The organism is Neobacillus sp. NPDC058068, from assembly GCF_042885335.1.
In the GTDB taxonomy this organism is placed as follows: domain Bacteria; phylum Bacillota; class Bacilli; order Bacillales; family Cytobacillaceae; genus Neobacillus.
On sequence record NZ_JBHVSI010000005.1, the window covers coordinates 77,796 to 104,417 of the forward strand.

The 26,622-nt window shown below is 41.4% G+C and carries 20 protein-coding genes; 6 read left to right on the plus strand and 14 right to left on the minus strand.

Translation table 11 applies throughout. From position 1 onward, the window contains the following. Positions 1-36: 36 nt before the first annotated feature. Positions 37-627, minus strand: coding sequence for a biotin transporter BioY (locus ACFVSW_RS07725; protein WP_387314254.1), 591 nt, complete (start codon positions 625-627; stop codon positions 37-39). 353 nt (positions 628-980) lie between these two features. Next, a complete protein-coding gene (locus tag ACFVSW_RS07730) occupies positions 981-1,145 on the minus strand; it encodes a hypothetical protein (RefSeq protein WP_387314256.1) in 165 nt (54 codons plus the stop codon). A gap of 517 nt (positions 1,146-1,662) precedes the next feature. Here ACFVSW_RS07730 and ACFVSW_RS07735 point away from each other — a divergent pair. Then, positions 1,663-4,062: a M14 family metallopeptidase gene (locus tag ACFVSW_RS07735; protein ID WP_387314259.1), complete on the plus strand. Its 2,400-nt coding sequence runs from the start codon at positions 1,663-1,665 to the stop codon at positions 4,060-4,062. A 97-nt stretch (positions 4,063-4,159) separates the two neighbouring features. Here the strand turns inward: ACFVSW_RS07735 and ACFVSW_RS07740 are convergent, their stop codons facing one another. Beyond that, a complete protein-coding gene (locus ACFVSW_RS07740) occupies positions 4,160-6,541 on the minus strand; it encodes a M14 family zinc carboxypeptidase (RefSeq protein ID WP_387314262.1) in 2,382 nt (793 codons plus the stop codon). Between the two features lie 421 nt (positions 6,542-6,962). Here ACFVSW_RS07740 and ACFVSW_RS07745 point away from each other — a divergent pair, with 421 nt between their 5' ends. After that, positions 6,963-7,499, plus strand: a complete 537-nt coding sequence (locus tag ACFVSW_RS07745; RefSeq protein WP_387314264.1) for a ribonuclease H-like YkuK family protein — start codon at positions 6,963-6,965, stop codon at positions 7,497-7,499. Positions 7,500-7,554: 55 nt separating this feature from the next. On the opposite strand, the gene ACFVSW_RS07750 is transcribed toward ACFVSW_RS07745, so the two are convergent. Genes ACFVSW_RS07750 through ACFVSW_RS07765 form a run of 4 tightly spaced genes read right to left on the minus strand, consistent with a single transcriptional unit; the run spans position 7,555 to position 11,181 of the window. Then, positions 7,555-8,511 (minus strand): siderophore ABC transporter substrate-binding protein, encoded by a 957-nt coding sequence (locus tag ACFVSW_RS07750; RefSeq protein WP_387314267.1) that lies wholly within the window; start codon positions 8,509-8,511, stop codon positions 7,555-7,557. 18 nt (positions 8,512-8,529) lie between these two features. Beyond that, entirely contained in the window at positions 8,530-9,291 is a 762-nt protein-coding gene (locus ACFVSW_RS07755; protein ID WP_387314270.1) for an iron ABC transporter ATP-binding protein, read from the minus strand. Further along, the gene (locus tag ACFVSW_RS07760) at positions 9,288-10,238 is read right to left on the minus strand and encodes an iron chelate uptake ABC transporter family permease subunit (protein ID WP_387314273.1); all 951 of its coding nucleotides are present in this window, start codon (positions 10,236-10,238) and stop codon (positions 9,288-9,290) included. Before ACFVSW_RS07760 ends, ACFVSW_RS07755 begins: the two co-directional genes overlap by 4 nt. Beyond that, on the minus strand, positions 10,231-11,181 hold the full coding sequence (locus tag ACFVSW_RS07765) for an ABC transporter permease (protein WP_387314275.1): 951 nt from the start codon (positions 11,179-11,181) through the stop codon (positions 10,231-10,233). The genes ACFVSW_RS07760 and ACFVSW_RS07765 overlap by 8 nt, the downstream gene beginning before the upstream one ends. Before the next feature lie 302 nt (positions 11,182-11,483). On the opposite strand from ACFVSW_RS07765, the gene ACFVSW_RS07770 reads away from it, so the two are divergent. Continuing rightward, positions 11,484-13,133, plus strand: a complete 1,650-nt coding sequence (locus tag ACFVSW_RS07770; RefSeq protein WP_387314277.1) for a M20/M25/M40 family metallo-hydrolase — start codon at positions 11,484-11,486, stop codon at positions 13,131-13,133. 130 nt (positions 13,134-13,263) lie between these two features. Then, positions 13,264-13,749 carry a hypothetical protein gene (locus ACFVSW_RS07775; protein WP_387314280.1) on the plus strand — a complete coding sequence of 162 codons (486 nt, stop codon included), beginning with the start codon at positions 13,264-13,266 and terminating at the stop codon, positions 13,747-13,749. Positions 13,750-14,089: 340 nt separating this feature from the next. Here the strand turns inward: ACFVSW_RS07775 and ACFVSW_RS07780 are convergent, their stop codons facing one another. Together ACFVSW_RS07780 and ACFVSW_RS07785 are read right to left on the minus strand one after the other, a co-directional pair. After that, on the minus strand, positions 14,090-15,088 hold the full coding sequence (locus ACFVSW_RS07780; protein WP_387314283.1) for a DUF418 domain-containing protein: 999 nt from the start codon (positions 15,086-15,088) through the stop codon (positions 14,090-14,092). Between the two features lie 153 nt (positions 15,089-15,241). Further along, complete coding sequence (locus tag ACFVSW_RS07785) at positions 15,242-15,856, minus strand: SAM-dependent methyltransferase (RefSeq protein ID WP_387314285.1); 615 nt, start codon at positions 15,854-15,856, stop codon at positions 15,242-15,244. Positions 15,857-16,096: 240 nt separating this feature from the next. Here ACFVSW_RS07785 and ACFVSW_RS07790 point away from each other — a divergent pair, with 240 nt between their 5' ends. Beyond that, on the plus strand, positions 16,097-16,915 hold the full coding sequence (locus ACFVSW_RS07790; protein WP_387314289.1) for a PRD domain-containing protein: 819 nt from the start codon (positions 16,097-16,099) through the stop codon (positions 16,913-16,915). 49 nt (positions 16,916-16,964) lie between these two features. Here ACFVSW_RS07790 and nagE read toward each other — a convergent pair whose 3' ends face one another. From nagE to ACFVSW_RS07815, 5 genes are all read right to left on the minus strand, one after another. Continuing rightward, the gene (gene nagE, locus ACFVSW_RS07795; protein ID WP_387314292.1) at positions 16,965-18,413 is read right to left on the minus strand and encodes an N-acetylglucosamine-specific PTS transporter subunit IIBC; all 1,449 of its coding nucleotides are present in this window, start codon (positions 18,411-18,413) and stop codon (positions 16,965-16,967) included. A 197-nt stretch (positions 18,414-18,610) separates the two neighbouring features. After that, complete coding sequence (locus ACFVSW_RS07800; protein ID WP_387314294.1) at positions 18,611-19,099, minus strand: PTS sugar transporter subunit IIA; 489 nt, start codon at positions 19,097-19,099, stop codon at positions 18,611-18,613. A 384-nt stretch (positions 19,100-19,483) separates the two neighbouring features. Beyond that, a complete protein-coding gene (locus tag ACFVSW_RS07805) occupies positions 19,484-21,199 on the minus strand; it encodes a metallophosphoesterase family protein (protein ID WP_387314296.1) in 1,716 nt (571 codons plus the stop codon). 343 nt (positions 21,200-21,542) lie between these two features. Then, on the minus strand, positions 21,543-23,144 hold the full coding sequence (locus ACFVSW_RS07810) for an FMN-binding glutamate synthase family protein (RefSeq protein WP_387314298.1): 1,602 nt from the start codon (positions 23,142-23,144) through the stop codon (positions 21,543-21,545). A gap of 214 nt (positions 23,145-23,358) precedes the next feature. Beyond that, positions 23,359-25,272 carry a Xaa-Pro dipeptidyl-peptidase gene (locus tag ACFVSW_RS07815; protein WP_387314300.1) on the minus strand — a complete coding sequence of 638 codons (1,914 nt, stop codon included), beginning with the start codon at positions 25,270-25,272 and terminating at the stop codon, positions 23,359-23,361. A gap of 375 nt (positions 25,273-25,647) precedes the next feature. Between ACFVSW_RS07815 and ACFVSW_RS07820 the strand changes: the two genes are divergently transcribed. Continuing rightward, complete coding sequence (locus ACFVSW_RS07820) at positions 25,648-26,556, plus strand: EamA family transporter (protein WP_387314303.1); 909 nt, start codon at positions 25,648-25,650, stop codon at positions 26,554-26,556. Positions 26,557-26,622 lie beyond the last annotated feature (66 nt).

The following is a 26,622-nucleotide window of genomic DNA, read 5'->3' on the forward strand; positions in this document are numbered from 1 at the left end:
TCTTTTTCAAGTGCCTGACACCATTTAAGACACTATTTAGGAAACGCGTTTTAATTGTTTGAATTGGCCTTTTGATAGGACGGTTTTTTCTAGCCGGTGGGCCATCATTCCTGCAAATACGGCTAGGATAATATCCTTTGGCAGCGGGGGAACCATCCAGAGCCATGCCATTTTGTATGTAAAGCCTGCTGGTGCCGCTGCCCAGATTTTATAGGCAAAGTACATCCAGTTTGTTCCGAAGAGATAGTTGACGGCCATGCCGATTAAAGCGGCCATAATAAATGCGGCCACAGTTTTTTTCCTTTCCACCACTTTCCCAATGATAAAAGCAACTAAAATAAATGAAATAATAAAGCCGAATGTGGGATCTATAACCATAAATGGTCCTGATTTCAATTTCGCAAAAACAGGTACCCCTGCCAAACCAACTAACATATAAACTATCATCGCAATGGAACCTAAACGACTTCCCAATATTGCCCCTGCTAATATAGCAAAAAATGTTTGTAGTGTGATTGGTACCCCGCCTACCACCATAAACGGAGCCAATGAGGTGATGTTAGCCCCAATCGCCATAAGTGCCACGAACATACCAACCAGTGTTATATCAAGTGCCCTTAACTTCATCCTTTTCAATCTCCTATCCCAAAATAAATTGTTATTAATTTAAAATAAATGGTTAGAGGAGGTATTGTCAACTATAAATTTATTTTGGTTAACAATAAAAAGCGGAATGGCTTGGCTGGTGGCAAGTATCAATCTATTTGTTTAGCAGCTAGCGTTCTCAACGTTGTCAGAGTATCCAAAAAATCATAACCAACGGTATTAACAAAGAAAGGATTGAGCAATACTTAAAGCTCAATCCTTTTTTGCGTTAAACGAGAGAGGCACTAACCAATCTTTACAGTGTCCACCCCACGCGGACAAATGTCCACGGACGGTGCCTGACACCCGTTGATGACACCCCGTTGAACGACACCCTATTTATCTTTTGGACGGCAGTTTTTGCAGACTTTGATGGTTTGGTTTGTTTCTGTTTTGTATGGATAGAGCAGTTTTATTCTTGTTCTTTCACAGAGTGGACATGTCCCCCGTCCATTTTGCGGCAGATAGCTGATGGTTTTTCCCCGGTTTCTCTTTGCCATTTTCATCCATCCTAATCGATAATAATTTCCTTTCTTTATTTAATGTTGGACTGGCACAAATATTGATAGGCATTTAATGGTTTTTTTTCATAAAAACAATAAAAGTGTGCTGGAGCTGGACTATTTTTATAGTTGAAAAGTTTCTGATTACATGAACCACCGATATACTTTTCTACTCCCGTTGCATCTTTTCTTTTACAAAATTCGACATAAAGCTACAACATTAAACAAAAAACAACACCCGCATACCAATTTCCAATTTACGGAATGTATTACGAAATAACAACTAGCAAATCTAAACCTCAAAAACGAATAGAATTTCCAAATGTCACAGGTCTTTTAAAATAGGTAAATTCTCCTGCTTTTTAATTTACTAAAATAATGAACATAATTATTTTACTAAAATTTTTGTTGGAAGAAATTTAGTAGCACTCTAATTTAACGACAAAATATTACGAACATTCAGTTTAAAATAAGCTTGTACTAAAATTTGATAAAAATTTGGGGGTGCAGTTTTTTGACAAAAAAGAACAAGCTAAAATGGAAAAGGAGTTTAATGGTTATGACTGCCATAACCGGCCTGGGTTTCTCTACATTTTACCCTGGTCTAAGTATTCCAACAGCAGCGGTCGAACAGCCTGACCAGCCGCTGCCTGCCGAGGAATCTGTCTCAATTGTTCAATTAGAAGTACCGAATGATCAGGCCAAAGACAAGCTTCTTGAGCTCGGCATTGACCTTACCCACAGAATTGAACAACATGACGGTATCTATGAAGTCGATGCCGTTGTCACACCAACAGAGATTGCGATGTTAAAGACATTTGGCATTAATGTAAAGGATACCCTAATCACAGAAAATGAATGGAATACAAGAGCTGCCGAGCGGCAATCTGCTGTTCAACTACAAGCTAGTTTGGCGGCTTCTGAGGATACACTTAAGGTTCTTCGGGCGGATCATTTTACTAATCAGTCCGCCACCTTCCTGTATCTTGAAGTGAAATCGAGTGCCGGAGCGACAGCAAGCACAGCACTTAAAGCAACCTGGACCGAGGATGGAGTTGAAAAATCAGCCACACTTTCTAGATTCGTTGATTACGGAGAATATATCTATCACTATTTGATGGTGCCAGTTACCGCAATACCTACATCTGTCAAAATTGATAGTAACCTTGGCGGAACCGCAACAAGTTCCGTAACGGAATGGCTGGGGAAAGAGCCGAAACATCCAAAAACAGATTATGTCACGGACTTTGTTGACCACTATATGGCACCAAATGAATTATATGAGCGCGCGGAAAAACTAGCGAAAGAGTTTCCGAAATTAGTAGAAATTATTGATATGCCGAACAAAACAAACGGATACAGACGTCTCGCTCAAGCGACCATTGGCGGTACGACCAATCTTGCAGTCGTCGTTTCCTCAAAAGCATGGGGCCATGAAGGCGGAAATGATGTATCGGTAGAATTCCAGAATCCTGGAAAAAATAATTCACCACTAAAAGTGACTGTGGATGGTAAAAAGATTTTAGTAGATTTAGCCACAGATTCTTCAGGTAAAGTTACAAGTACTGCCGCACAAGTGGTCAGTGCATTAAATACCAATGCTAGTCAACTTGTCACCGCGACTACATATCGCGGTAATGCTGGGACAGGTGTTGTTGCACCAATTACTGCAAAATTAACTGACGGATTAAAAGCACCAGCAGATGTTTCACGTGATCCTTTCACGGTAAAAGCAATCCGAATCGGTAAGCATCGTGACGGATCGAAACCAGGGGTCCTTGGCTACGCTCAGGAACATGCCCGTGAATGGGTGACACCACTTGTGACAATCGAAACTGCGGAACGTCTGCTTCGCAACTATGCTCACGATAGCGAAACAAGAAAGCTTGTTGACAACCTGGATATTTTCCTTGTTCCGTCGGTAAACCCTGATGGAGCCAATTACAGTTTTAATGATTACAATATGCAGCGGAGAAATATGACCAATCACTGTGGTCCAACTGCCTCTGACCCTGGGAACCGTAATGCTTGGGGAGTTGACCTGAACCGCAACCATTCTGTCGGCTCCTTGTTTGATGGATATATCGGTGCATCAGCAAGTTGTACCAGTGATACTTACGCCGGACCTGCAGAAAACTCCGAGCCGGAAGCAAGAAACCTTGTCTGGCTTGCTGATAAAAATCCGAACATCAAGTTTGCGATGAATATTCATAGCTATGGCGGTTACTTCATGTGGTCACCTGGTGCTTACGATTCTAAACGTGTAACATTACCTCGTCCGACAGCAGGTCAGGAAGCCTTCTATTGGGCTGCATCTGATCTCATGTTAAACGACATTCAAGACCACCGTGGAACGGTCATTCTGCCAAGCCGTACCGGTCCAATTCCTGATGTACTGTACTCTGCTGCAGGTAACTCTGCTGACTACCTATGGTATGAAAAAGGGATTTACGCCTGGAACTTCGAAGTAGGCGCCGATTTATGGAATAAGGATACAAAGAGATGGCAGGCAGTTGGATTCCAGCCTGCGTTTGCAGAGGGTCATGAAGAGGCAATGGAATTTTCCAACGGGTTGATTGGCTTAATTAAAGTAGCCTACAACAGTTCAAAAGACCATCAGCCGCCTTCCTCTAAGGCTACACCTGGAAACGGGAAATACACAGGTCCGGTTGAGGTTAAGATTGAAACGAGCGAACCTGCTACCGTCTATTATACACTTGATGGCAGCCGTCCAACTTTCCAATCTAAGAAAATCCAATTAAGCGGAACCCGGGAATTTGAAGAAACATTAAAAATTGATAAAACAACAACGATTAATTATTTTGCAGTTGATGCAGCCGGAAACATTGAGAAAAATTACAACCCGCTTGGCAATGGCAAGAATTATAACTCTGTAACACTTACGATTAAGTAAAGCAGTAAAAGGGTTGATCCTCCGGGGTCAGCCTTTTTATTTTTCAATAAAATCACAAAAGCCCGGCTCTATATAGAACCAGGCTTTTGGAACATATTTATTTTTCAAAAATGGCATTTGAAAGCAGTCGGAATAAATAATCTGTATGATCACGGAAGCCCGCTTCGAGACCAATTAAAGTTACATCCTTATCCTGCTCTTTGACCATCACGGCTTGACCTTTAGCGTTTATGTTATTTTTCCAGTGTCCGGCCTGGAAGAAATCATTAGAACTTGCATACCTCGCGACTACTTTATCATTTCCAGTATTGGTATACCATGTCGGGCGATAGACAAATCCGATATCCCCCTGTCCATAGCCGCCTGTTAGACCGGTTCCTTCGTAATCAACCTTGACAATTCCGTTGCTGTCGGAACCGCCAACATTTATCGTGTCGTCCGTTAGTCCCAGCGTTTTTGTTGCCTGTGAAGCATTTCCGCCTACGGCGATATATTTACCGCCCTGAGCGACAAAATTAGTAATGTTCGCTCTTAACTTCGTTTCTTGGGCCTTATCTTGAGGGCCGAATTCTTTGTTGGATGCACTTGTTATCACACTAATCAGGCTGGATGAGCCGCTGTAAACGAACACATCAAACCCATTTAAGCCGTTTTCCGCTACTTCAACCGGTGTCAATTCTGTCACCTGGAAGCCTAATCTCTTTAAGGACAGCTTTGTTCCGCTATGGGACTGAACTTTGCTAATACCGCCATCCTTTAGAATTGCCACTTTTAAGCTGGATAATGAAGCGGCATCTGCTGGAATCTTCGCGGCGGATTCGATTTGCAGGCCTGATTCCTTTACAGCTGCTGAGATTTTATTTGCTGCCGCATCTGTGTAAAAATTGCCTTTCGAATCGCGTTTTATCGCCACTCCTTGTTGGAGTAAAGTATTTACTAGATTAACAGCTTGGACGGAGCTGTTCGGAATCAAGAACGGACCCTTTCCGGATACGGACCCTTGCTCCGAAATTTTGTTTACCTTGTTTGTCGTTACATCAACAGAACTTTGTGTAGGAATCGCCTCAAATCCCCAAAGCTCTGGCAGGCTCCATGCGGAAATATCGTACATAGCATTAATTGTATTGGTTATATCCTCGCCATCCCACAGCATCGTGTTTGCTAATCCGGCTTTTGCTTGGTCCATTTTTACAATAAATGTACCTTTCGGATATGATTTTCCATCCACTACAAATGCTTTTGGAGCTTGAACGACTTCAATATCGTTATTGATTAAATGATTAACGGCCTTATGTGTGACAGTTGGATCTTTCTCATCCACCGGAAGAATATAAGCTTTCGGGAAGAATCCATCCTTGTGGAAAGGGTGGTCAAAATTGATACCACGCTTAAACATTTCAATTTGGTCCGTAATCATCGCCTGCTTGTTTTCTGTCGCAAAATTAAGTGCACCAATGATGGCGTTGTACATCCAGCGTACGCCATTCCAATCATTTGTTGGTGTTTCTAATGTATGACCGTAAGCCCCATGATACATCGCGTACATTGGCGTAAAGATTGGCGGGTAGTCATCCCAGCCATCCTTGTCATTCCGCTGTGGAATATAAACGCCTTGCATATTTTTATATAGGGTGCTATCTGTAAATTTATCTTTTTCTTTCATAATGTTAGCTTCCATCGCCTCAGCCTGCTTGTAAGCCCACTTGTTGTACAGGTCATACTCGTAGTTTGGATTATGCGGCGGCGTACAAGGTTCAATTAATCCTTGTCGGTTTGGTGCGTAGTTTTTCACATATCCATGCGTATCAAGAAATACCATCGGGTTCCATTCTTTAATGAGATCAACGGTTTCTCTTGTTTCTGGCTGGGACTGGGTGATAAAATCACGGTTCAAGTCAATACCCTCGCCATTAAAACGGGTAGCATCCACACGTCCGTCGGGGTTTTGCACGACGTTGAAAATGAGGATGTTATTTTCTAGTATATTTTTCGTCTCTTGGTCATTCTCGGTGGCGAAGCGTTCAATTAGCTGCAGGATAGCATCCGTTCCCGCAAATTCTGTCCCATGGATGGAACCATTGATCATAATCGGCACTTTAAAGTCTGGATTATTAGCAATCCAATCTTGAGCTTTCCCTGGGTTTTTAAACATTTGTTTTCTCAGTGATTGAATTTTCCCAAACTTGCCATGAGAACCAGGATCAGCAATCGTTACAACATAAAGTGGATTTCCATCCGCTGATGTTCCGCGAACCTCCACTTTAATGCGATTTGATTGTTTCTCAATCGCTTTCAATTTTGAACCAATTTGCGAGAATTTCACAAAGTCATAGTTTTCACTATTAAACTTACTTCCATCCTGTTCTTCATATACATTAACGTTTGTCCATTTTGGTCCCTCAGCAAATCCCATCGTCCAAGGTACACTTGTTAACAACCCTACGGCCAAGAGGCCTGCTACCGTTTTCTTCTTTTTCATCATTAACCCCCACTTATGCATTTTTATTAATATTTACGCATTTTTATTAGTCCTGTTTATTTTAATAAGAAAACTAATAAAATACCATCCTACCTTTTTCCTAAACATTCAATAAAAAAAAGGAAGACATAGGAAAAAAGGAACAAAAAATCCACACACTTCCATTCTATGAACAAAATTCTTTATTATTACATTTAGAATAGGATTAACGGTGTCAGGCACCACAAAAAGACAATTGTCCACCTGTGGCGTACATACGTGAATAGTGCTTGATAACAAAGGTTATTTTGGTGGCAGTTTTTGCAGACTTTGAAGTACTAATCCTTTCAATGGCTGCACGACTATAAACCACTTTCCATAAGATACGTATAAGAACAGAGAAATAAACCTTTTAAATGGAAGGGAAAGATGTGGTGCTTCAATGAAAAAATCTCAGGATTATCACCATTCATTTCAAAACCTTCAGGAGAATGAAATGCCGTTTGAACGGGTCTTTGAACGGATTGTTGCATTCATGAAACGAAATCCAAGCGGGAACCATCGCTTAATGATTGGCACAGATTCCCAGGTCCATAAATCACAGACCATTTTTATCACTGGAATTGTGATTCAAAATAAAGGAAACGGAGTGTGGGCGTGCATAAGAAAAGTGATTGTGCCAAGAAGAATGACGCATTTACATGAGCGGATATCGCTTGAGCTATCGTTAACTGAGGAGATCGTTTCAATGTTCACGGACGAAAGAAAAAGTGAATTGATCAATATTGTTCTTCCCTATCTTTATCAAGGTGCAACCTTCACAATGGAGGGTCATATCGATATCGGTGCAGGGAAACGAAATAAAACAAGGGAATTTGTAAAAGAGATGGTAACAAGGATCGAATCCATGGGTGTCGAACCGATAATCAAACCGAACGCCTTCGTCGCCTCAAGCTATGCGAACCGTTACACAAAATAAGGGTGTCAGGCACCATGTGAAATTTTCACATGGTGCCTGACACCCTTTCCTTCATTTATAATGCGTCTTCTATTTCTTTAGCCATTACTTTCATGGATTTTAAGCCGCCGCCGCTTAGGTACCAAGCGTCTGCGTCTAGGTAGACGATCTTATCATTTTTATATGCTGCTGTTTTCTTTACTAGTTCGTTTTCAATGATTTCTTTTGCGCCGACTTCTCCGCCTACGGCTGCTGCGCGGTCAATGACAAATAATACGTCTGGATTTTTCTCCATAATGTATTCAAAAGTTACGCTTTGACCATGAGTAGAAACTTCAATTTTCTTATCGGCAGCGCCGAATCCAAATACATCATGAATGATTCCAAAGCGGGAGCTTGGTCCATAGGCACTTACTTTTCCTTCATTCGCCAACAGAATAAGCCCTTTTTGATCGAGTCCAGACGCCTTTTGATTTACCTTTTCAACGGTCGCTTTAATGTCTTCTAATTCACTGGCCACCTTGTCTTCTTTTCCAAAAATTTTGCCTACTAACTTCATATTTTTCTCAAAAGAGTCCATATAGTTTGTATAATCAATCTCCACATATACCGTTGGTGCAATCTCTGCAAATTGATCATATAATTCCGCTTGACGTGTCGAGATAAAAATAACATCTGGTTTCAAAGCATGAACTGCTTCAAAATCCGGCTCTTTTAAGCTCCCGACATTCGTATATTTTTTATCGGCATATTTTTTCAAATAGGCTGGAACCGTTGCTTGTGGGACACCGGTGACATCGATACCTAACTCGTCTAGGGTATCTAAGATACCAAAATCAAATACAACCACTTTCTGAGGGTTTTTTCCAACTACCGCCTCTCCGTATTTATGCTTAATAGTCATTTTCTCTGCTGTTTCCTTTGTATCCGTTGAAGCCGTTTTCGACTTGCCTTCCTCTTTTGAAGCACCCCCACAGGCAGCTAATACGAAAATCACGCTAAAAATCAATCCTAGTAAACTCCACTTTCTCATCATCAATCCCTCTTTCTATTATGAATTAAAATAAACACAGATTCTGCAGTTATTCATTTCTCGAATCGGTATATCCATATCGTAAATCTCGCTTAACGCCTCCGACTGAATAATCTCCTCTGTCGGTCCGTCCTTCACGACCTTGCCATCCTTCATCGCGACAATCCGGTCCGAATAAACCGAAGCAAAGTTAATATCATGTAGCACAATGACGACGGTTTTTCCCAGTTCATCCACTAACCGGCGTAATATTTTCATAATTTGAACAGAGTGCTTCATATCCAAATTATTCAGCGGTTCATCCAGCAAAATGTAGTCAGTATCCTGGGCAATCACCATCGCGATAAAGGCCCGCTGCCGCTGACCGCCAGATAACTCATCCAAAAAGCTGTCCTGCATTTCGGTTAGGTGCATATATTCGAGCGATTGCTCGACCATTCGTTCATCTTCATCCGTTAACCGTCCCTTCGAGTAGGGAAAGCGCCCAAAGGAAACAAGCTCGCGAATCGTCAGGCGGACATTCATGTAATTCGACTGCTTTAAGATTGAAACCCTCTTAGCTAATTCCTGTGACTTCATACTGCGAACATCCGTGTTATTGACAAGCACTTCGCCCGTATCAGCATCAAGCAGCCGGCTGACCATCGACAATAGTGTTGATTTCCCCGCGCCATTCGGTCCAATAAAGGAAGTAATTTTTCCAGGTTGAATATCCACCGAAACCTCTTCCACAACCGGTTTCTTCCCGTAAAACTTCGACAATGACCTCACTTGTATCATCCAGTCTTCCTCTCCTTTAATAATAAATAGATGAAATAGACACCGCCGATAAAGTTAATGATGACGCTCAATGTCGTCGAAAACGTAAAGACCCGTTCGACCACCCATTGCCCGCCGACAAGAGCGATTATACTCATGACAACGGAACCGCTAATGAGCACCCTGTGTTTGTGTGTTTTAAAAAATTGGTACGACAGGTTGGCAACAATTAAGCCAAAAAAAGTAATTGGACCAACTAATGCCGTCGAAATCGAAATGAAAATCGCCACAATTACCAGCATTTTTTTCACAATCGCATCATAGGGAACGCCTAGATTTATCGCCATCTCCCGGCCAAGCGATAACACATCAAGATATTTTAAATAACGCCAAGCATAAATCGTCACAAGCCCAATGATGACAAGGGCAAGCCACACTAAATCACCATTAATATTATTAAAACTAGCAAACATCCGGTCTTGGACAATCTGAAACTCATTTGGGTCAATCAGCACTTGGAAAAACGTCGAAATACTTGAGAAAAAGGTTCCCACGATGATCCCAACCAGCAATAAGAAATAAATCGACTGTCCGCCTTTTTTAAATAAAAACCGATATAACAATAGAGCAAATACAACCATCACAATTGCAGAAAGAAGAAAATTCACTTGTTTATTGACAACTATCATGTGACCGGAACCGAGGAAGAATATAATCAATGTTTGTAATAACAGGTATAGGGAATCCAGCCCCATTATGCTCGGGGTTAAAATTCGATTATGGGTGATCGTCTGAAAAACAACGGTGGCATAGGCGATGGTAAATCCTGTTATCACCATTGCCATCACTTTTATTGCTCTTCTTGGCAGCGCATAATCAAAACTGCCATTTAAATCATGAAATAAGTAGAGGGCACAGCAACCCGCCGCTATCAAGGCGAGACTAGCCATTTTCATCGAATTACGCATATGCTTTCCTCCTAAAAAGAAGGATTAAGAAAATCCCGCTGCCAATAACTCCAACCATGAGACTAATCGAAATCTCATAAGGGTAGATGATGACACGCCCCAAAATATCACAAACCAGCAAAAAGATGGCTCCTGCGAGGGCAGTATGGGGTAATGTTTTTTGTAAATGATCCCCTTTGAAGATCGAGATGATATTCGGAATGATTAAGCCAAGAAATGGGATAATTCCCACGGTTAAAACAACTGTTGTCGTAATCAAGGCGACCAATATCAGCCCGATATTCACAACCCGGCGGTAGCCAAGACCCAAATTTTTCGAAAAGTCCTCGCCCATTCCTGCTACGGTAAAACGGTTTGCATATAAATAGGCTATAATTAAGATTGGAATACTTATGTATAGCAACTCATAGCGACCTTTTATAATCATCGAAAAATCACCCTGCAGCCACGCCGACATATTTTGAATGACATCAGCACGATAAGCGAAAAAGGTTGCCACAGAGGACAAAATATTTCCAAACATCAGCCCGACCAGCGGAATAAAAATCGCATCTTTAAACTTAATCCGGTCGAGAATCTGCATAAATAAGAATGTTCCGCCAAGCGCAAACAGGAATGCAACCACCATTTTCTCAAGCATCGATGCGTTTGCAAACAACAACATTGCCACAAGGATTCCAAGCCGAGTAGCATCCAAGGTTCCTGCTGTTGTCGGTGAGACGAATTTGTTCCGGCTGAGCTGCTGCATAATCAAACCAGCAATGCTCATTCCCGCCCCGGCCAGTAATATCGCAACAAGTCGCGGCATGCGGCTGATAAGGAAAATTTGCGTTTCTTCCGATTGAAAATCTAATAGGTCCAATGGTGATAGACTGCTTACCCCAACAAACAAAGAAATCCCTGATAAAATAAGTAACACAACTAGTAAATATCGTTTCTTCATGACTGTCTCCAATATTTCTATTTTTCCAGCATCATAGATGAAATTGAAAATCATTATCACTTGCTTATTAACTTGATTATACCATTGAGAAATTTTACGTCAACGGTTAATTGAGAATTTCTATCAATTGTAAAGGGGGAAGAAATTCAAATCAAAAGCGGCACCACCAAAAAATGTTACACCTTATAAACGCCAAAAATGATGCGGAACTTTCCCTTTTCCACAATCAAGAAAGTGGTTGCCTACCTTCCAACTTCCCCCTTATACTTAAGTGGAAAAATTTGGTTATTAGGAGAAACCGTATGTTTTCAAACCTTCAATTTTTAGAAACGGCACAGCAGGCAGAGTATTTGACACGCGAACTTATCAAGCTGAAAAGCTATAACGGAACGGATGGGGAAAATGAGAAGGCACAGTATTTATTGGATGTAATTCACTCGTTCCCATATTTCCAACAACATCGGAAGCAAGCTTGGACAAAAACGATTGAACACGACGAGCTCCAGCGTAAAAATGTCTTTGCCTTTGTCAAAGCGGCAAACGGAACGGAAAAGACAATCATTTACCATGCTCATTTCGATACAGTGGGAACTGAAGATTTTGGCGCTTTGCAGCCTATCTCCCATGATACCGATGCACTCCAAACCTACTTTGCAGGCTATAGCGCCGATAAGGATGTCCAACAGGATGCCTTGTCAGGTGAGTGGCTGTTCGGGAGAGGATCGCTTGATATGCAAAGCGGCATTGCTGTTCACCTCGTCAATCTCCTTTATTTTTCAAGACATCCTGAAGAATTAAGCGGGAATTTACTAGTGTTGTTTAATCCCGACGAAGAAAGCCAGCACGCGGGGATTCGCAGCGCACTAACCGAGTTTAAGAGATTAAAAGAAGAATACTCCTTGGAATTTACGGCTGCGATTAATGACGATTTCATTACGCCTTTATATGGCGGGGACGAAAATAAATACATTTATACAGGTGTGGCCGGAAAGCTGCTCCCGTGCTTTTATATTTTCGGCAGAGAGGCGCATGTCGGTGATAGTGTTTCCGCCATCGATCCCACCATTATTGCCTCTGCCCTCAATCTCGAAATTGCCCAAAACCTTGGGCTTGTTGAAAATATCGAAGGTGAACTGGTCCTGCCTCCTAGTTGTTTGTTTCTAAGGGATGATAAAAAAAGCTACGATGTCCAGACAGCCATAAGCAGTAAGTTATATTTTAATTACTTTGTTTACGAAAAATCACCAAAGCAGGTTATGAACGATCTGCTCGGAATAACGAAGCAGATCTGCACGGAACAGGCTGAAAGACAGAAAAATACCTATCTGCAATTCTGTAATGTAAACGCTCTCCCAGCTAAACAGCTAGATTGGACAATGGAGGTCACTAGCTTAGAGGATTATATTCATTATCTGAACGAATTGAACTTACATCCAGATGTGACCATTCAGGAAACATACAAAAAGTTTAACCGCGATGACCATGATGACCGGATGCTGGCATTCCACATCGTCGAGGCACTGCAAAACCTCGATCCGGAGAAAAAGCCGCGTGTGATTGTATTTTATGCCCCGCCTTTCCTGCCCTCCAACCATATGGAAGAGGACAATCGGATTTACTCAAAGGTGCAGGCAGAATTAGAAAAAGAAGCCTTACTCGTAAACGAACAATTTCAATTAAAGAAATACTTTCCTTATTTATCAGATGGAAGTTTTATGACCTTTAATGGGTCAGAAGCGGAAATGCTTTCTTTGAAAAATAACTTTCCCGCTATGGATCAGTTGTTTCCGTTACCGCTCGAGGCGATGAAGGAACTGAACATCCCGGCTATTAATATTGGGGTTTATGGAAAAAACGGGCACAATTGGACCGAGCGCGTCTACAAGCCTTATAGCTTCGGAGTATTGCCTAGACTGATTCGAAACGTGACAAAAAGTTTACTAGCCGATTAAATTTAGTAAGCAAGGGACTGATCTCATTAAGGGGATGAGTCCCTTTTCCATGCTTCAACAAAATCATTATTTTTCCAGCACATATTGGACTTCCTGCGCATCATAAATTGAGCAATAGGAGGTGAAGGGAGTGAAAAAAGCGTTAATATCCATTGTTTTTCCGATGATTTTTTTATTGGCAGGATGCTTTGGCGGCGACCCAGTGAAAGACGACCTACTTAACTATGCGAACAAAGAAATGAAACAGGCTGCGAAATTGGAAGCGGCTGCTGTCTCTGCCTATGAGGGGATTTCGGGGGCAAACTTTAAGGATGATCAAACGATGTACGATGCTTTAACGAAAGTGGTCCTTCCGAATTATACTGAATTAATTAGAGAGCTTAACTCGGTTTCAATCAAAACGGATGAGGTAAAGGCAATCCATGAGATTTTTATTAAGGGGGCTGAAATCCAGTTTAAAGCCCTTGAAAAAATTAAGCAGGCTATAGAAGATCAGGACTCTGCTCTAATTGAAGAGGCCAACGATATGTTGGCTGACGCCGAAAAACAATTTCTTGATTACAAAAATAAGCTGAATACACTGGCAAAGAAACATGATGTAAAAATTGAAGAATAGACTCCCAATCCGCTTAATTTAATGAAAGGCTGTGTTAAAGAACATTGTTGATTTTGAACACAATGTTGATTGGAGTGGAAGGCGCGAGACTCCTGCGGGAGCAGCGGGACAGGTGAGACCCCGCAGGCGCTTTAGCGCCGAGGAGGCTCACCGCCCGCCCCGCGAACCGCTCGCGCCTGGAACGGAAATCAGCATTCTCTTTTAACACAGCCTAATGAAAAAAAGGAACGTGGTCAAAACAAAAAACAATCCATCCTTTATCAGCCAAACAAGGGTGGATTATTTTTTTCCTTATTCTAAACTGGCTGTAGTAATATCAGACAACGGCCTATTTATTTGTTTACTTCCTTAATGGCGGTATTTCAAAATAGGTTACTACTCTCCATACCCATTCTAATGGCCCGAAGCGAAAGAAGCGCAGCCATACTAGGCTAAAAATTAGCTGGACCCCCAAAATGGCTAAACACAAATATAGCGATTGGATATAGGTAATATTGTTGAATAAATGCAGTACCTTCCCCGCGAGTAAAACGAAGGCAGTTTGTGAAACATAGTTTGTTAATGCCATTCGTCCGTAGCTTTTTAACGGTGATAATAATTTCTGGACAAGTGTGAATTGTAATAGCCAAATCAGGAGCCCCGCGTAAAAAGCCGAGACCATCGGACCGATGGTAATTCCGATGCTTAAAAAGCGCTTGGTATTCTGGAAGTTCGCATCCGATCCATCGCCGAAAACAATCGGAGCATATTGATACTGATAGATTAGGCCTATGATGCTTAAAACCAACATGATACTCGTAAAAATCGCAATTTTATTACGGCTTTTAGCCAGTTGCTCGAACACATGAAATTGCCCTGCGGCAATTCCCAATAACATAAGCGGAAGAACCATAAAGAGTTTGAAAGAAAAGATGCCCAAAACAATTAACATCGCAATGCCAAAGATTAGATTGACCATTTTATTACCTTTGTAAAATGGCATAATTAAGATGCCGCAAACAGCATAAATCGTTAGCGCTTCACCCGGAAGGTATTGGACATGGACATATCCGATGATAAATAAGGCAATCATCCGCCTTAGAAATAAAACGTATCCATTCCTTCCTTTCGCCTCCGCCCGAGTGATAAACATATAAAACCCAACCCCAAACAAAAAGGTAAAAATCGTATAAAAGCGCCCTTCCACAAACAAATATAGGAACCTCCAGTAAGACGCATTTATGGTATGAGGCGCAGGCAGCGGCACAGACAACATTGGGATAATATTCACAAAAATAATGCCCATCAACGCAAATCCCCGCAAATAATCCAGCGTATCAATCCGTTTATCGAAATCCATAGCCCCCTCCTTATAACAATGCCATTAATGCAGTGCAGTTAATGTGGTTTCTGACACCCCAAACGCAAAGCGTCCACCCCAGGAGGACAAATGTCCACGAAGGGTGCCTGACACCAATATACGAGCGGTGCCTGACACCCCCTATGACACCCCCTAATATTCCAGCCGATAGATCAGAAAGCGCTCATTTGAATTATGTTCGTATAAAAATGGCAGGATGACTTCCCTCTTTAATTCAAATGATGTATCGTTCTCTAGAAAATAAATATAATCCTCGGAAGGGTAATATAACACCATCTCAATTTCACGCTCACATGTTTCCACTGAAAGCAGGATGTTGTTTACGATTCTTCTAAACACTTGAATCGAAAACGGATTAAAGAAATAAAAGCGATTATCGCTTGCCTCAATCTCAAACTCTTCCGCCAAGCAGCAATAAAACTGAATGGAATCCCGACTGCTTTTCGTTCTCCTCACATAACTCCCGAGATTTTCGACGGCCGCCTGATAAAGGGTCTCATTCATTTCCACCCCGGTCACCGAAGCATGAAAGAAATAATGGATATAAAAGTTTAACCGCCCTTTCCCGCACCCAAAATCAACCACCCGATCACTGCTTTTCACGTGATAATGACGAAATAATTCCTCAAGCGCACTATATGGCGTCGGTTCAAAAGGATGATAATGCAACGACTGGCTGGAAGGACCCCCATGCAGGTCCCCGCTCGTTTTAATGTTCAATAATTTATCATAATAATATTCTTTCATCGCTTACACCTATTTAAGTAAATTTCTAACACTAGCTTCATTAAGATTAAACCATTTTTTGAAAAAAAGACATTTATATAGAGACTGCAGTCGATTTTTCCTGACTAACAGCCAAGAAAGAAGGAAAAAGTGGTATAATGTCGAAAGTCTATAAATATTGAAGAATGTGTAGAATCATTCCAATCAAATTCTTAATAATTAATCCTCTGTTTGGCAGAAAAAACTAGGAGCTGTTTTCAGGTGAAAATAAAAAAAATTCTCAATAACAATGCCGTTGTGGTTTCCGATAATAATCAAGAAAAGATTGCCATTGGCGCAGGAATTGCCTTTCAAAAAAGGAAAAATGATATGATTAACCCGGGAAAGATTGAGAAACTATTTGTCATGAAAGAAAATGAGAAATTTCAGAAGCTGCTACTCCAAATACCCGAAGAACATTTTGCCCTCTCAGAAGAAATTATCACTCACGCTGAAGAATCCCTAGGAGCCAAATTAAACGACCATATTCACATCGCCCTTACCGATCACTTATCATTTGCCATTGAACGGGTACGTGATGGAATTAAGCTGAAGAATAAGCTTTTACACGAAATAAAAATCCTCTATAAAAGAGAATATGATATCGGAATGTGGGCAATCCAGCATATCGAAAAAAAGACAAACATTAAAATGCCGGTTGATGAAGCGGCATTTATCGCACTTCATCTGCACACCGCTAACCTGCAAGGCGGTGATATGAAGCAAACACTAAGGCAAACTGCCATCATCGGGAGCATGGTTCAGACGATTAAGGACTCCTTAAACATTGAAATTGACGATGATGACCTTTCCTACCAGCGCTTAATAACTCATCTTCGTTTTGCCATTTCTCGAATCAGCAGTCCTGAGCCGAACACAATCGATGACGAGATGCTGAAAATGATCACCAATAAATTCCCTGCCGCCTATAACTGTGCAAAGAAAGTCGCCAACAGCCTATCGAAAAATTACGAGACTCTCCTGCCAGAGCATGAACTTGGATATTTAACCCTTCATATTGAAAGATTGCGAAAGCGATAAAAAACGCTTGGACCCAATTTGTGTCCAAGCGTTTTTTATCAATCACTTTTTATCTTTTCTTCCGGATTTTCATAATTTCATCAGCAACGAATTGTACGTTTGTTCCGACAATAACTTGAATACTTTCCGGTCCAACGATATTAATCCCTGGTACACCTGTCGCCTTAATTTTCTTTTGGTCGACGGCTTTCATGTCTTTTACTTCCATTCTTAGACGTGTGACACAATTGTCAACTGCAGTAACGTTCGCATCGCCGCCTAAGCCTTCATAAATTTGCGCTGCCATTACTGCAAATTTACTGTCACCTTTAGCAAGTGAAATTTCTTCTTCATCATCATCATCTTCTTCACGACCTGGAGTCATTAGATTGAATTTTGTAATGATGAAGCGGAATAAGAAGTAATAAATGACCGCAAACACTAGACCTTGAACAAGTAACATATATGGTTGATTAGCAATTGGTATTTTTAAACTTAACACAAAGTCAACAAATCCGGCACTAAAGCCAAAACCGGCAGTCCAGTGGAACGCTGCAGCAATTGCTAAAGAAAGACCTGTTAACACAGCATGAACAAGATAAAGCATTGGAGCAACAAACATAAACGCAAATTCAATTGGTTCCGTTACCCCAGTAAAGAAGGCAGCGAATCCGGCCGCTAACATCAACGATGCCACTTGTTTTTTCTTCCTCGTTTTTGCTGTATGAACCATCGCTAACGCGGCTGCAGGCAAGCCAAACATCATCACAGGGAAGAATCCAGCTTGATACATCCCTGTAACACCTTTTTCCCCTTTACTTGCCCAGAAGTTTTTAATATCATCAATTCCGGCAACATCAAACCAGAACACGGAGTTCAAGGCATGGTGCAGCCCTGTAGGAATTAATAGTCGGTTGAAGAAGCCATAAAGGCCTGCACCGAAAGCACCTAACTTACTAATTCCTGTACCGAAAGAAACTAAACCTGTAAAAATGGCAGGCCATACAAAGAACAATACAACTGAAGCAACAATCATTGAAACCGCTGTCATAATTGGCACTAAGCGTTTGCCGCTAAAGAAGGCCAAGAAATCTGGTAACTTAACCTGACTAAATCGGTTGTACATGATCGATGCAACAATACCTGAGAGAATACCGACGAAGGCATTTCCGATTTTGCCAAAAGCTGGGTCAACTTTTGCTACATCAATTCCTTGCAGCATCGCTACTGAATCTTTTGAAAGCAAGGTTGTTACAACTAAGAAGGCAACCAAACCACTAAGTGCGGCGGAGCCATCCCGTTCTTTTGCCATCCCAAGTGCAATACCGACAGCAAAGAGAATGGGAATATTGTCAATAATGGAACCGCCGGCTTTAATTAAGAACGAAGCAACAGGACTGTCAGCTCCCCAACCTGAAGGGTCGATCCAATAACCAATACCCATTAAAATGGCGGCAGCCGGTAATACGGCTACAGGCAGCATCAACGAGCGGCCAAGTCTTTGAAAATACTTCTTCATCTTATTACCTCCAATTAATTTTGATAAAACTACTAAACATCCGAAAATACGACCAATGAAAATAAATGATTTCGGCAAAAATTTGACGTATAGCAGCCCTGTTTAAATATTACCTTTTTTACCAATCACCTCCTTAAGGCATACTTTTAAAAAAGTGAAGTGCTGCCAGTCGAGAGCAGCCCTTCACTGCACACACATTACTTAACGGCTGCAGTAAACAGAACCGTCTTGCCGGCAGTACCTTCCTTTTCCTCGGTGAAAACATATTGCTTTTTGCCTTCTTCACTGTTGGTAATCACAACCGGCGTAACTGTGCTTTTGGCATTTGTACTAATATATTCCCAGTCAACCTCCATTAGTAGCTGTCCGGCTGAAACCTTGTCCCCGTCTTTAACGGCAACATTGAAGCCCTTTCCTTCCAAAGCAACGGTTTCCAAGCCAACATGAATGAGAATTTCTGTACCATCGTCGGCACGGAGACCAACTGCATGCTTAGTTGCTGCCACAAGAATAACGGTTCCCTTTACTGGGGAAACAATATCTCCTGCTGACGGTACCACAGCCAGCCCATCTCCCATCATCTTTTGACTGAAAACAGGATCTGGAACCTCCTCAAGCGGAATGATCTTGCCACTTACTGGTGTGTAAAATTCAACTGGTTCTTTTTTGAAAAAGTTAAAACGCATATCAATTACTCCTTTGTTTTTTGATTATGTTTCCCAAAGATGCTAAAAAACAACAAAAAAGGCATGGAGGTACAAATAAACGGATTTAGCATCCATTCATTTTTACCACCATGCCTGATCGTATCAGTAACATGTGATCAATATTAAACTGCACAACTTAATCATACCACTAATTCCTAATAAAACAATATGTAAGCGGTAACATTTTTTATGATTTTACACCAACAGAAGAAAAAAAGAGCGCCGGTTCACCCGCACTCATCAAATATTCCCCCGATTTGGGCATGTTTCAGACAAACGGAAAAAGGCAGCACAAGGCTTGCTGCCTTAATTTAAAGCGTGGAAAAAAATCCCCTTATTAAATAATTAAGGGGATTTGGGATCCTACAAACTCCCAACCGTAAACGTCGTTTCAGCAACAGCATCATACCCGCTGCCATAGAAATAAACGAATTTGTACGCTCCGCCCTCTTTGTATCTTGCCGGATAACTGTTCTTTTTTGGATCATATGTGAATTTACATGTTCCGTCGGTGACATTCGTGTACATCCACCAAATGGACGCTGTTTTCCCTGGATTTTCACCTACTTCATATAGACCAATCCAATCGCCATTAGGGACTCTAACATTTTCTACAACAACATCTACTTTATCATCGATTCCATTTAACGTTTCTTTAGATAGGGTTATAGCTGGCCCTTGTGATGTTTTCCCCATCACCTTCAAAAAGTTTTGACTTTCATTGCCGAATGCATCAATAGCATGGACCTTCATCTCGTAAAACGTATTCGACTTCAATCCATTGATTGGCAAGGTAAGCGGATTCGGGATTGGATCCTTGTAAAACTCGGAAAAGGCGAGCATTTCCTTCTCTTCTTTCCCTGTTTCAACATTAATCGCACTTATTTTGTAATCATGAACAAGCAGGTCATCTTTCGCTTGCGTGAACATGACGGCAAGACCGGAAGCCGCTGTTTTGTCATGAACGATTGAAATCAACGCGTCATTCGTGAAAAATGGTGCTTTTTTGTCTCGGTCTTCGGTATATTTAAATTTATTTTTCTTAGCAGGATAGTTGAGTTCAAATGGCTCGCCTGTCCAATCATTGTTATGAATATCGCGCCGCTTCAATATTACTTTGTTTTTATGTACTTCAACAATTAATGCTTGGTTTAGAACATCTGCCCCCTCCGGCACTTCCCCTTGAATCCTGCCACTGTCAAGCCACAAATAGGCCCCTGTCGAGGTTCCAATCGATGTAAAATCCTTTTGATGAATGATTCTAGGATCATCTAACGGATAATGGGTATGACCGGAAAAAGAAATGACTTGCGGATAAGCTTTTAAGGTATCGTAAAAAAGGTCTCTATTTTTCGAAAAGCCCCATTCACTTCCATAAATTGTCCCTTTAATCGGCTGGTGATGGAAAACAAAAATCGGTTTATCCGGATCATCGGCATTTGCTTGCTTGATCTGTTCCGCTAACCAGCCAATTTGATTAACAGAAAAAGTTCCTTCCGTTACTCCATCTTCAGTACCAAGGATAATAAAATGATAGCCTTTTATTACCCGATGGTAGTAGATTGATTCCATTCCAGATTTATCTAGGAATAGCTTTTGAGCATTAGGAACCGATAATCCATTCCAGTAATCATGATTTCCGATGGCAAACATCGAAACAGCTTTAGTTTGTTTTCTGGCATTATAAGCGGTGAAAAACTTATCGTATTCTGATGCATAACCGTTATCCGTCAGATCACCAACCACCACAAAGGCATCCTGCTTCGGAACTTCTTGATTCAATTGTTCCAGCGTAGTGACAAACTTATCCAAGTTAAAATTATTACTCGATTGTATATGTACATCGCTAATCACCGGAAAAACTAAATCTGGTTTATTTCCATTTGAGTTCATGATGGAGGAACTTGATACAGCACTAACCGGCAGTCCGCCTGTTAGTGAGCTTACAAGAGATGCTCCAACGGCAACCCCCACCATCTTCGTTGTCTTCTGTAAAAAGACGCGTCGATCCATCCCCTCATTAAAAGGGTCCTTAGGTCCCTGTATACCTTCATCGTTTATGATTTTTTTGTCTGTCATTAATCTTACTCCTTCCTTTTAAAACTGAAGGGGTGGCCATTCACCTGCTATTTCATACCTTTCATTCTTTATAAAAAATAGCATCTTTATTCCTTCAGTAAATCAGTTTAAAGAGTAATTCGACATTTTACGACTAAACACCTTCAATATATGAATATATTTTTAAATTTAATATTCATTTTTTGAATTAACTATCCGATCCATTTTCCAAACAAAAAAAGCACCTGATTCTTTAAGAAATCAGGCACTCTTTCAAATACAGATTATTTTTGCCGCTCATTACCGCTCTCCTTGAAGGTTGTCCCGAAGGCTCGTTAAAAATGCGCTTTTGGAACAGCCTCTACTACCTTGCATCAATTTGTTGTTGAATATCCCCAAGGATTCTTTCGAGCGATGTCACGACACCCTTATCATCTTTGTAACTAATATGCCTTGGCCGGAAATGAACAGGGGAATCCAAACCGGCAGCAGCAGCTATTCGAAAGAGCCCCTTTCTTAGGGTGACAAGATAATTCACCACACGGTATTTTTTTTCGTCAATCACAAGTGCCTTTTGAAGGTCAGGGTCAGTTGTTGTAACCCCGACAGGACAGGCATTGGAATTACATTTCAATGTTTGAATACACCCAACCGTAATCATAAAACCGCGGGCGATATTGACTAGATCCGCCCCCATAGCGAGAGCAATCGCAATTCGGTCAGGGGTGAACAGTTTACCTGAAGCAATGATTTTCACGCGATCGCGGACCCCATATTTTTGCAGTGTGGAGACCAAAATGGGAAGAGCAGATTTAATCGGTAAGCCGACACTATCAATCAGTTCTTGATAGGATGCTCCAGTCCCCCCTTCACCACCATCAACGGTTATAAAGTCTGGTCCTTTGCCCGTTTCCTTCATATATTTAGCTAAATCTTCGACGCTATCATTGCCGCCGACCACAATCTTCATTCCTACCGGTTTGCCAGTATGATTGCGGATTTTATCGATAAACTCACACATCGAGGAAACATCGCTAAACTGGTGAAACCTGTTCGGGCTATCAACAGATTTATACGGTTCCACTTTACGAATTTCGGCAATTTCCGGTGTGACCTTTTCGCCGTCAATATGGCCGCCGCGAGCTTTGGCGCCTTGGGCAAGTTTCAGTTCAAATGCCTTTATTTGCGGAATTTCGCTTTTTCTTTTTAGCTCATCCCAATCCACTTCACCATTTTTATCACGGATACCAAACAGGGCGGGGCCAATCTGCATGATGATATCAACCCCACCCTCTAAGTGGTAAGGAGATAGCCCCCCTTCCCCGGTATTCATCCAGGTACCCTTTGCTAAGGCTAATCCTTTCGATAATGCGGTAACCGCATTTTTCCCGAGTGCTCCATAACTCATCGCCGACATACCAATCAGACCATGGAGAACGAAAGGTTGTTTCGTATTCGGACCAATCACAACAGCATCATCATCTTGGAGTAAATAGGCAGGTGATTCCTCATCCTCCCACTTTTCCTCCCTTTGTGAAAAAAGCGGATCCTTCAATAATATGTATCTTTTGGTTTTGACCATTGTTTCGTTATCCATTTTGATTTCCTCTGTTAATTTTGGAAACATATCGTTTCGGACAAAAAGACCTTCTTCATCAAAATCACGTTTCGAGCCAAATGCCACAACATCACGCATATATTTAGCACCTTTTACAATATGTTCGTATTCATCTCTGGAAAACGGCTTCCCCTCCGTATCGCTGTTGAACCAATATTGCCGAAATTCCGGACCCACTTTTTCAAAAAAATAGCGAAAACGCCCTAATGCAGGGTAATTCCTTAAAATCGAGTGCCTCTTCTGATTGCGGTCAAACATGAACAAATAAGCAAGAAAAAGAACTAGGGCTAATAATACAAGGGCAATAAAGGTAAACAAGATGATGATTAAAACATCTGCGGTATTCATGAGAACCCCCTATAATAGAATTAATTTCATTCTAATGTAGACGAAATTGGTAATTTTTATACAACAGGGGATTTCTGACCAGGTTAAGCTGGATGGCGCGTGAATTTACCTTTCAAGGGTTAGATATTTTGAGTTCTAGTTCTCTTTTTAACAGGAGAATATCCTTAAACAAAAGAAGGCTTAGTCATTAGACTAAGCCCTCTTTTGTTTGTGTTTATTGATTAAAGGCGTTACGACCGCCGACAATTGGCAATGTTATTTCACTGCGAGTTGGTGTAATCGATATTTTTGTACCAGCATTTGGACGTATAGTATAGTCATAATCACTGGCGATGAGAACAATACCGATTCGGTGTCCCGCCTTAAATACATAGTCCTTCGGCTGCATGTCCCATTCAAAGGTGTAGTCTCTGCCCGGCACAAGAGATTCGGAACGATCTGCTGAATGAAGATTTTGCGGATCGACCCAGCCGCGCGATACAATGACAGGATTGGAACTACTGTAGTCAACAAGCAAAGCTGTTAGGTTTGCAACAGGACGGTCAATGCTTGCTCGAATACTTAATTTAGGCGTCCCGCTCAACCGAGCCTCACCAGTTAATTCAGGCGTCACATAAGCCAACCGGTTTGAAGAATTTAACTCTGGATTTGCTATAAGTGTATTTGCCTTTTTCATAGGATCATCAATGATTGTTTGCGTATTATGCGGTTGGTTAGGAACAGGATTTAGATGTAATGACCCTAAATCATTTCCCATGCCTGTTAAATGAAGCGTTGTAGCTACTGCTCCTGGTGCCGGCCAGCTTGCTTCCTTGCTCCAAGTTTTATCCTCACGCTGGATGTCAACGGCAGGCTCCTTCATTATCCCATTTTCAATTCCATACAGATAATAGTCAAACCATTTATTTTGTGTCTGTGGCCAATTATTCCCTGAAGGACTTGAATGCGCTCCCTGATGGAGCCACAATTTACGAGGGACATTGTTTTTTCCTAATGCTTCCCACCACTGCGCGAATTGTTTTGTCTTGACGTTCCAATCATTAAGACCATGAACGACGAGAACACTAGCCTTCACCTTTTTGGCATCCTTGACATAATCGCGGTGAGCCCAGAAGTCACTATAGTCACCAGTATCTCTGTCTTGAGCAGCTTTTAGCTCGGCAATAACATCCTTACATACTTGAGGATTTTTCCGCGTTAACACAGCTTCAGCCATGTTATCTGTGTCCTCACCTTGATAGCCGCCCGGGGCAATGACAGCTCCATTAGCACGATAGTAGTCGTACCAACTGCTAATTGCCGCAACCGGAATAATTGTTTTCAGTCCATCCACACCGGTTGCCGCTACCGCATTTGGCAATGTTCCGTTGTATGATGTACCTGTCATTCCCACATTCCCTGTTGACCAATCAGCCGAAATCTCTTTTCCATCCTCGGAATATGCTTTAGCCCTGCCGTTCAACCAATCAATAACTGCTTTTGTACCAAGAATTTCTCGTTCATCGCCAGTTGTTGGACACCCATCCGATTTGCCTGTCCCAATACTCTCCGCAAGAATAACTCCATAACCACGGGGAACATAGTAGTTACCTAAGGAACCAAGATTGGCTGCTTGTCCTTCTGCTAACGCAAATGGCTTGCCGCCACGTCCATTCCCGTTACCAGGGTGCTTAACTGGTATTAAGTCCACATCGACATTAAAAACTGGAACATCGAGGATTCCTGATCGGTAGGGACTCATTTCATAGATGACGGGAACTTTAATCCCAGGCTCTGTTTTAGGCCGGTATACTTTAATGGAGACCCGGTCACGCTTACCGTCTCTGTCACTGTCGACCTCTGTTTCAACGAACAAGTTTTCAATGATTGCTTCGTCGGTAGAGTAGATTGGTTTTGTCATCCCATTATCAAGTTCAATTTTTGTTGCCTCTGACGCTGTTTCCGGAATCAATCCATTTAGAGGAATCCCTTTCCACTCCTGGACCTTTTCTTTACCGTTTGACTTGGATGTAGTTACAGTTGCCTGATTTTGTTTACTTTCCGCATTTACTGTCCAAGTATCTACTCCTGCTACTAATGAAAGCGAAAGAACAGAGCACAAACTGATAGACAAGATTTTTTTCCTCACTACTTTTCCCCCTTTATGCATGATTTGAGACAGTTAACATCATCCTCTATTATATAACTGAATTTTTAAAAAGTTTGTAAAACTATAGCAAAGAAGTAAAATCAGGGGAAAAGTGCTATTTTTCGATCAAGCTTTATAACGAAAAAGTCCCACTTTTCTTTTTGTTGAAAAGCAGGACTTAAGCCATTTGGGCTATTTCAGTTAAACTTTCTAGTAATCCACCTTAATGAATCTACTTTAACTAAAAAAACCCTTTAACCTATAAATTAGATAGAATTGGTTTCGGCATTGGTTTATAATGATAGAGTTTTGGAATCTAGCATTTCACTGGACCTCATTACCATTACATAAAACTATATATAAGGAGCAATTACAATGTGGTTTGTTTTTTCACTTTTAACAACCTTTGCTTGGGGCTGGGCTGACCTATTTTATAAAAAAGGCACGGATAGCAATGATAAATTCAGCCATCTTAAAATTGTCATCATGGTCGGCTTGGTTATGGGTCTGCACGCAACGGCCTATTTGTTCATTAAAGGGCTGGCATTTAACCCTATCGATCTAGTAAAATACTTGCCTGTATCGGCCTTTTACATTTTATCAATGACGGTCGGTTATATTGGCTTACGTTATATCGAGCTCTCTATTGCCTCACCTGTGCAGAACTCTTCAGGAGCCATAACAGCTATTTTATTATTTATCTTTTTCCCGCACGAGCTGGGCATCGTTCACATAGCAGGTGTGGCCATTATTACCGCAGGTGTACTTGGTCTGGCTATTTTAGAAAAGAAAGCCGAATCAGCAGCTCTCAAACTCACAAACATTCAGATTGACAAAAAATATCAAATTGGTTTCCTGGCGATTACCTTCCCGATTATCTATTGTATTCTTGATGGACTCGGAACCTTTGCGGATGGAATTTATCTGGATGAGTTGAAACTCATTAGCGAGGATGCTGCCCTACTTGCATACGAATTTACCTTTTTTATTTGTGCCGTGCTGTCATTCATTTTCCTTAAAGTAATCAAAAAAGAAAAATTCCAGATTTTCAAAGAACGCGACAAAGGATATGCTGCTATCTTGGAAACAACAGGCCAGTTCTTCTATGTCTTCGCCATGGCAAAGAACGCCATTATCGCAGCACCGCTGATTGCGTCCTATAGCATATTTTCGATTATCTTATCAAGAATTTTCCTAAAAGAAAAACTGAGCAAACAGCACTATGCCGTGATAGTAATAGTCATCTTAGGAATCGCATTGCTCGGTTTCGCAGATGAACTATAGACTGTCCACCCCAGGCGGACAATTGTCCACGAGTGGTGCCTGACACCAATTATGAGAAAGGATAAA

Bases quoted from the DNA above. Each gene is read 5' to 3' on its own strand.
- ACFVSW_RS07725 (WP_387314254.1), bottom strand. From the start codon at position 627: ATGAAGTTAAGGGCACTTGATATAACACTGGTTGGTATGTTCGTGGCA.
- ACFVSW_RS07730 (WP_387314256.1), bottom strand. From the start codon at position 1,145: ATGGCAAAGAGAAACCGGGGAAAAACCATCAGCTATCTGCCGCAAAAT.
- ACFVSW_RS07740 (WP_387314262.1), bottom strand. From the start codon at position 6,541: ATGAAAAAGAAGAAAACGGTAGCAGGCCTCTTGGCCGTAGGGTTGTTA.
- ACFVSW_RS07745 (WP_387314264.1), top strand. From the start codon at position 6,963: ATGAAAAAATCTCAGGATTATCACCATTCATTTCAAAACCTTCAGGAG.
- ACFVSW_RS07750 (WP_387314267.1), bottom strand. From the start codon at position 8,511: ATGAGAAAGTGGAGTTTACTAGGATTGATTTTTAGCGTGATTTTCGTA.
- ACFVSW_RS07755 (WP_387314270.1), bottom strand. From the start codon at position 9,291: ATGATACAAGTGAGGTCATTGTCGAAGTTTTACGGGAAGAAACCGGTT.
- ACFVSW_RS07760 (WP_387314273.1), bottom strand. From the start codon at position 10,238: ATGCGTAATTCGATGAAAATGGCTAGTCTCGCCTTGATAGCGGCGGGT.
- ACFVSW_RS07765 (WP_387314275.1), bottom strand. From the start codon at position 11,181: ATGAAGAAACGATATTTACTAGTTGTGTTACTTATTTTATCAGGGATT.
- ACFVSW_RS07770 (WP_387314277.1), top strand. From the start codon at position 11,484: ATGTTTTCAAACCTTCAATTTTTAGAAACGGCACAGCAGGCAGAGTAT.
- ACFVSW_RS07780 (WP_387314283.1), bottom strand. From the start codon at position 15,088: ATGGATTTCGATAAACGGATTGATACGCTGGATTATTTGCGGGGATTT.
- ACFVSW_RS07785 (WP_387314285.1), bottom strand. From the start codon at position 15,856: ATGAAAGAATATTATTATGATAAATTATTGAACATTAAAACGAGCGGG.
- nagE (WP_387314292.1), bottom strand. From the start codon at position 18,413: ATGAAGAAGTATTTTCAAAGACTTGGCCGCTCGTTGATGCTGCCTGTA.
- ACFVSW_RS07800 (WP_387314294.1), bottom strand. From the start codon at position 19,099: ATGCGTTTTAACTTTTTCAAAAAAGAACCAGTTGAATTTTACACACCA.
- ACFVSW_RS07805 (WP_387314296.1), bottom strand. From the start codon at position 21,199: ATGACAGACAAAAAAATCATAAACGATGAAGGTATACAGGGACCTAAG.
- ACFVSW_RS07810 (WP_387314298.1), bottom strand. From the start codon at position 23,144: ATGAATACCGCAGATGTTTTAATCATCATCTTGTTTACCTTTATTGCC.
- ACFVSW_RS07820 (WP_387314303.1), top strand. From the start codon at position 25,648: ATGTGGTTTGTTTTTTCACTTTTAACAACCTTTGCTTGGGGCTGGGCT.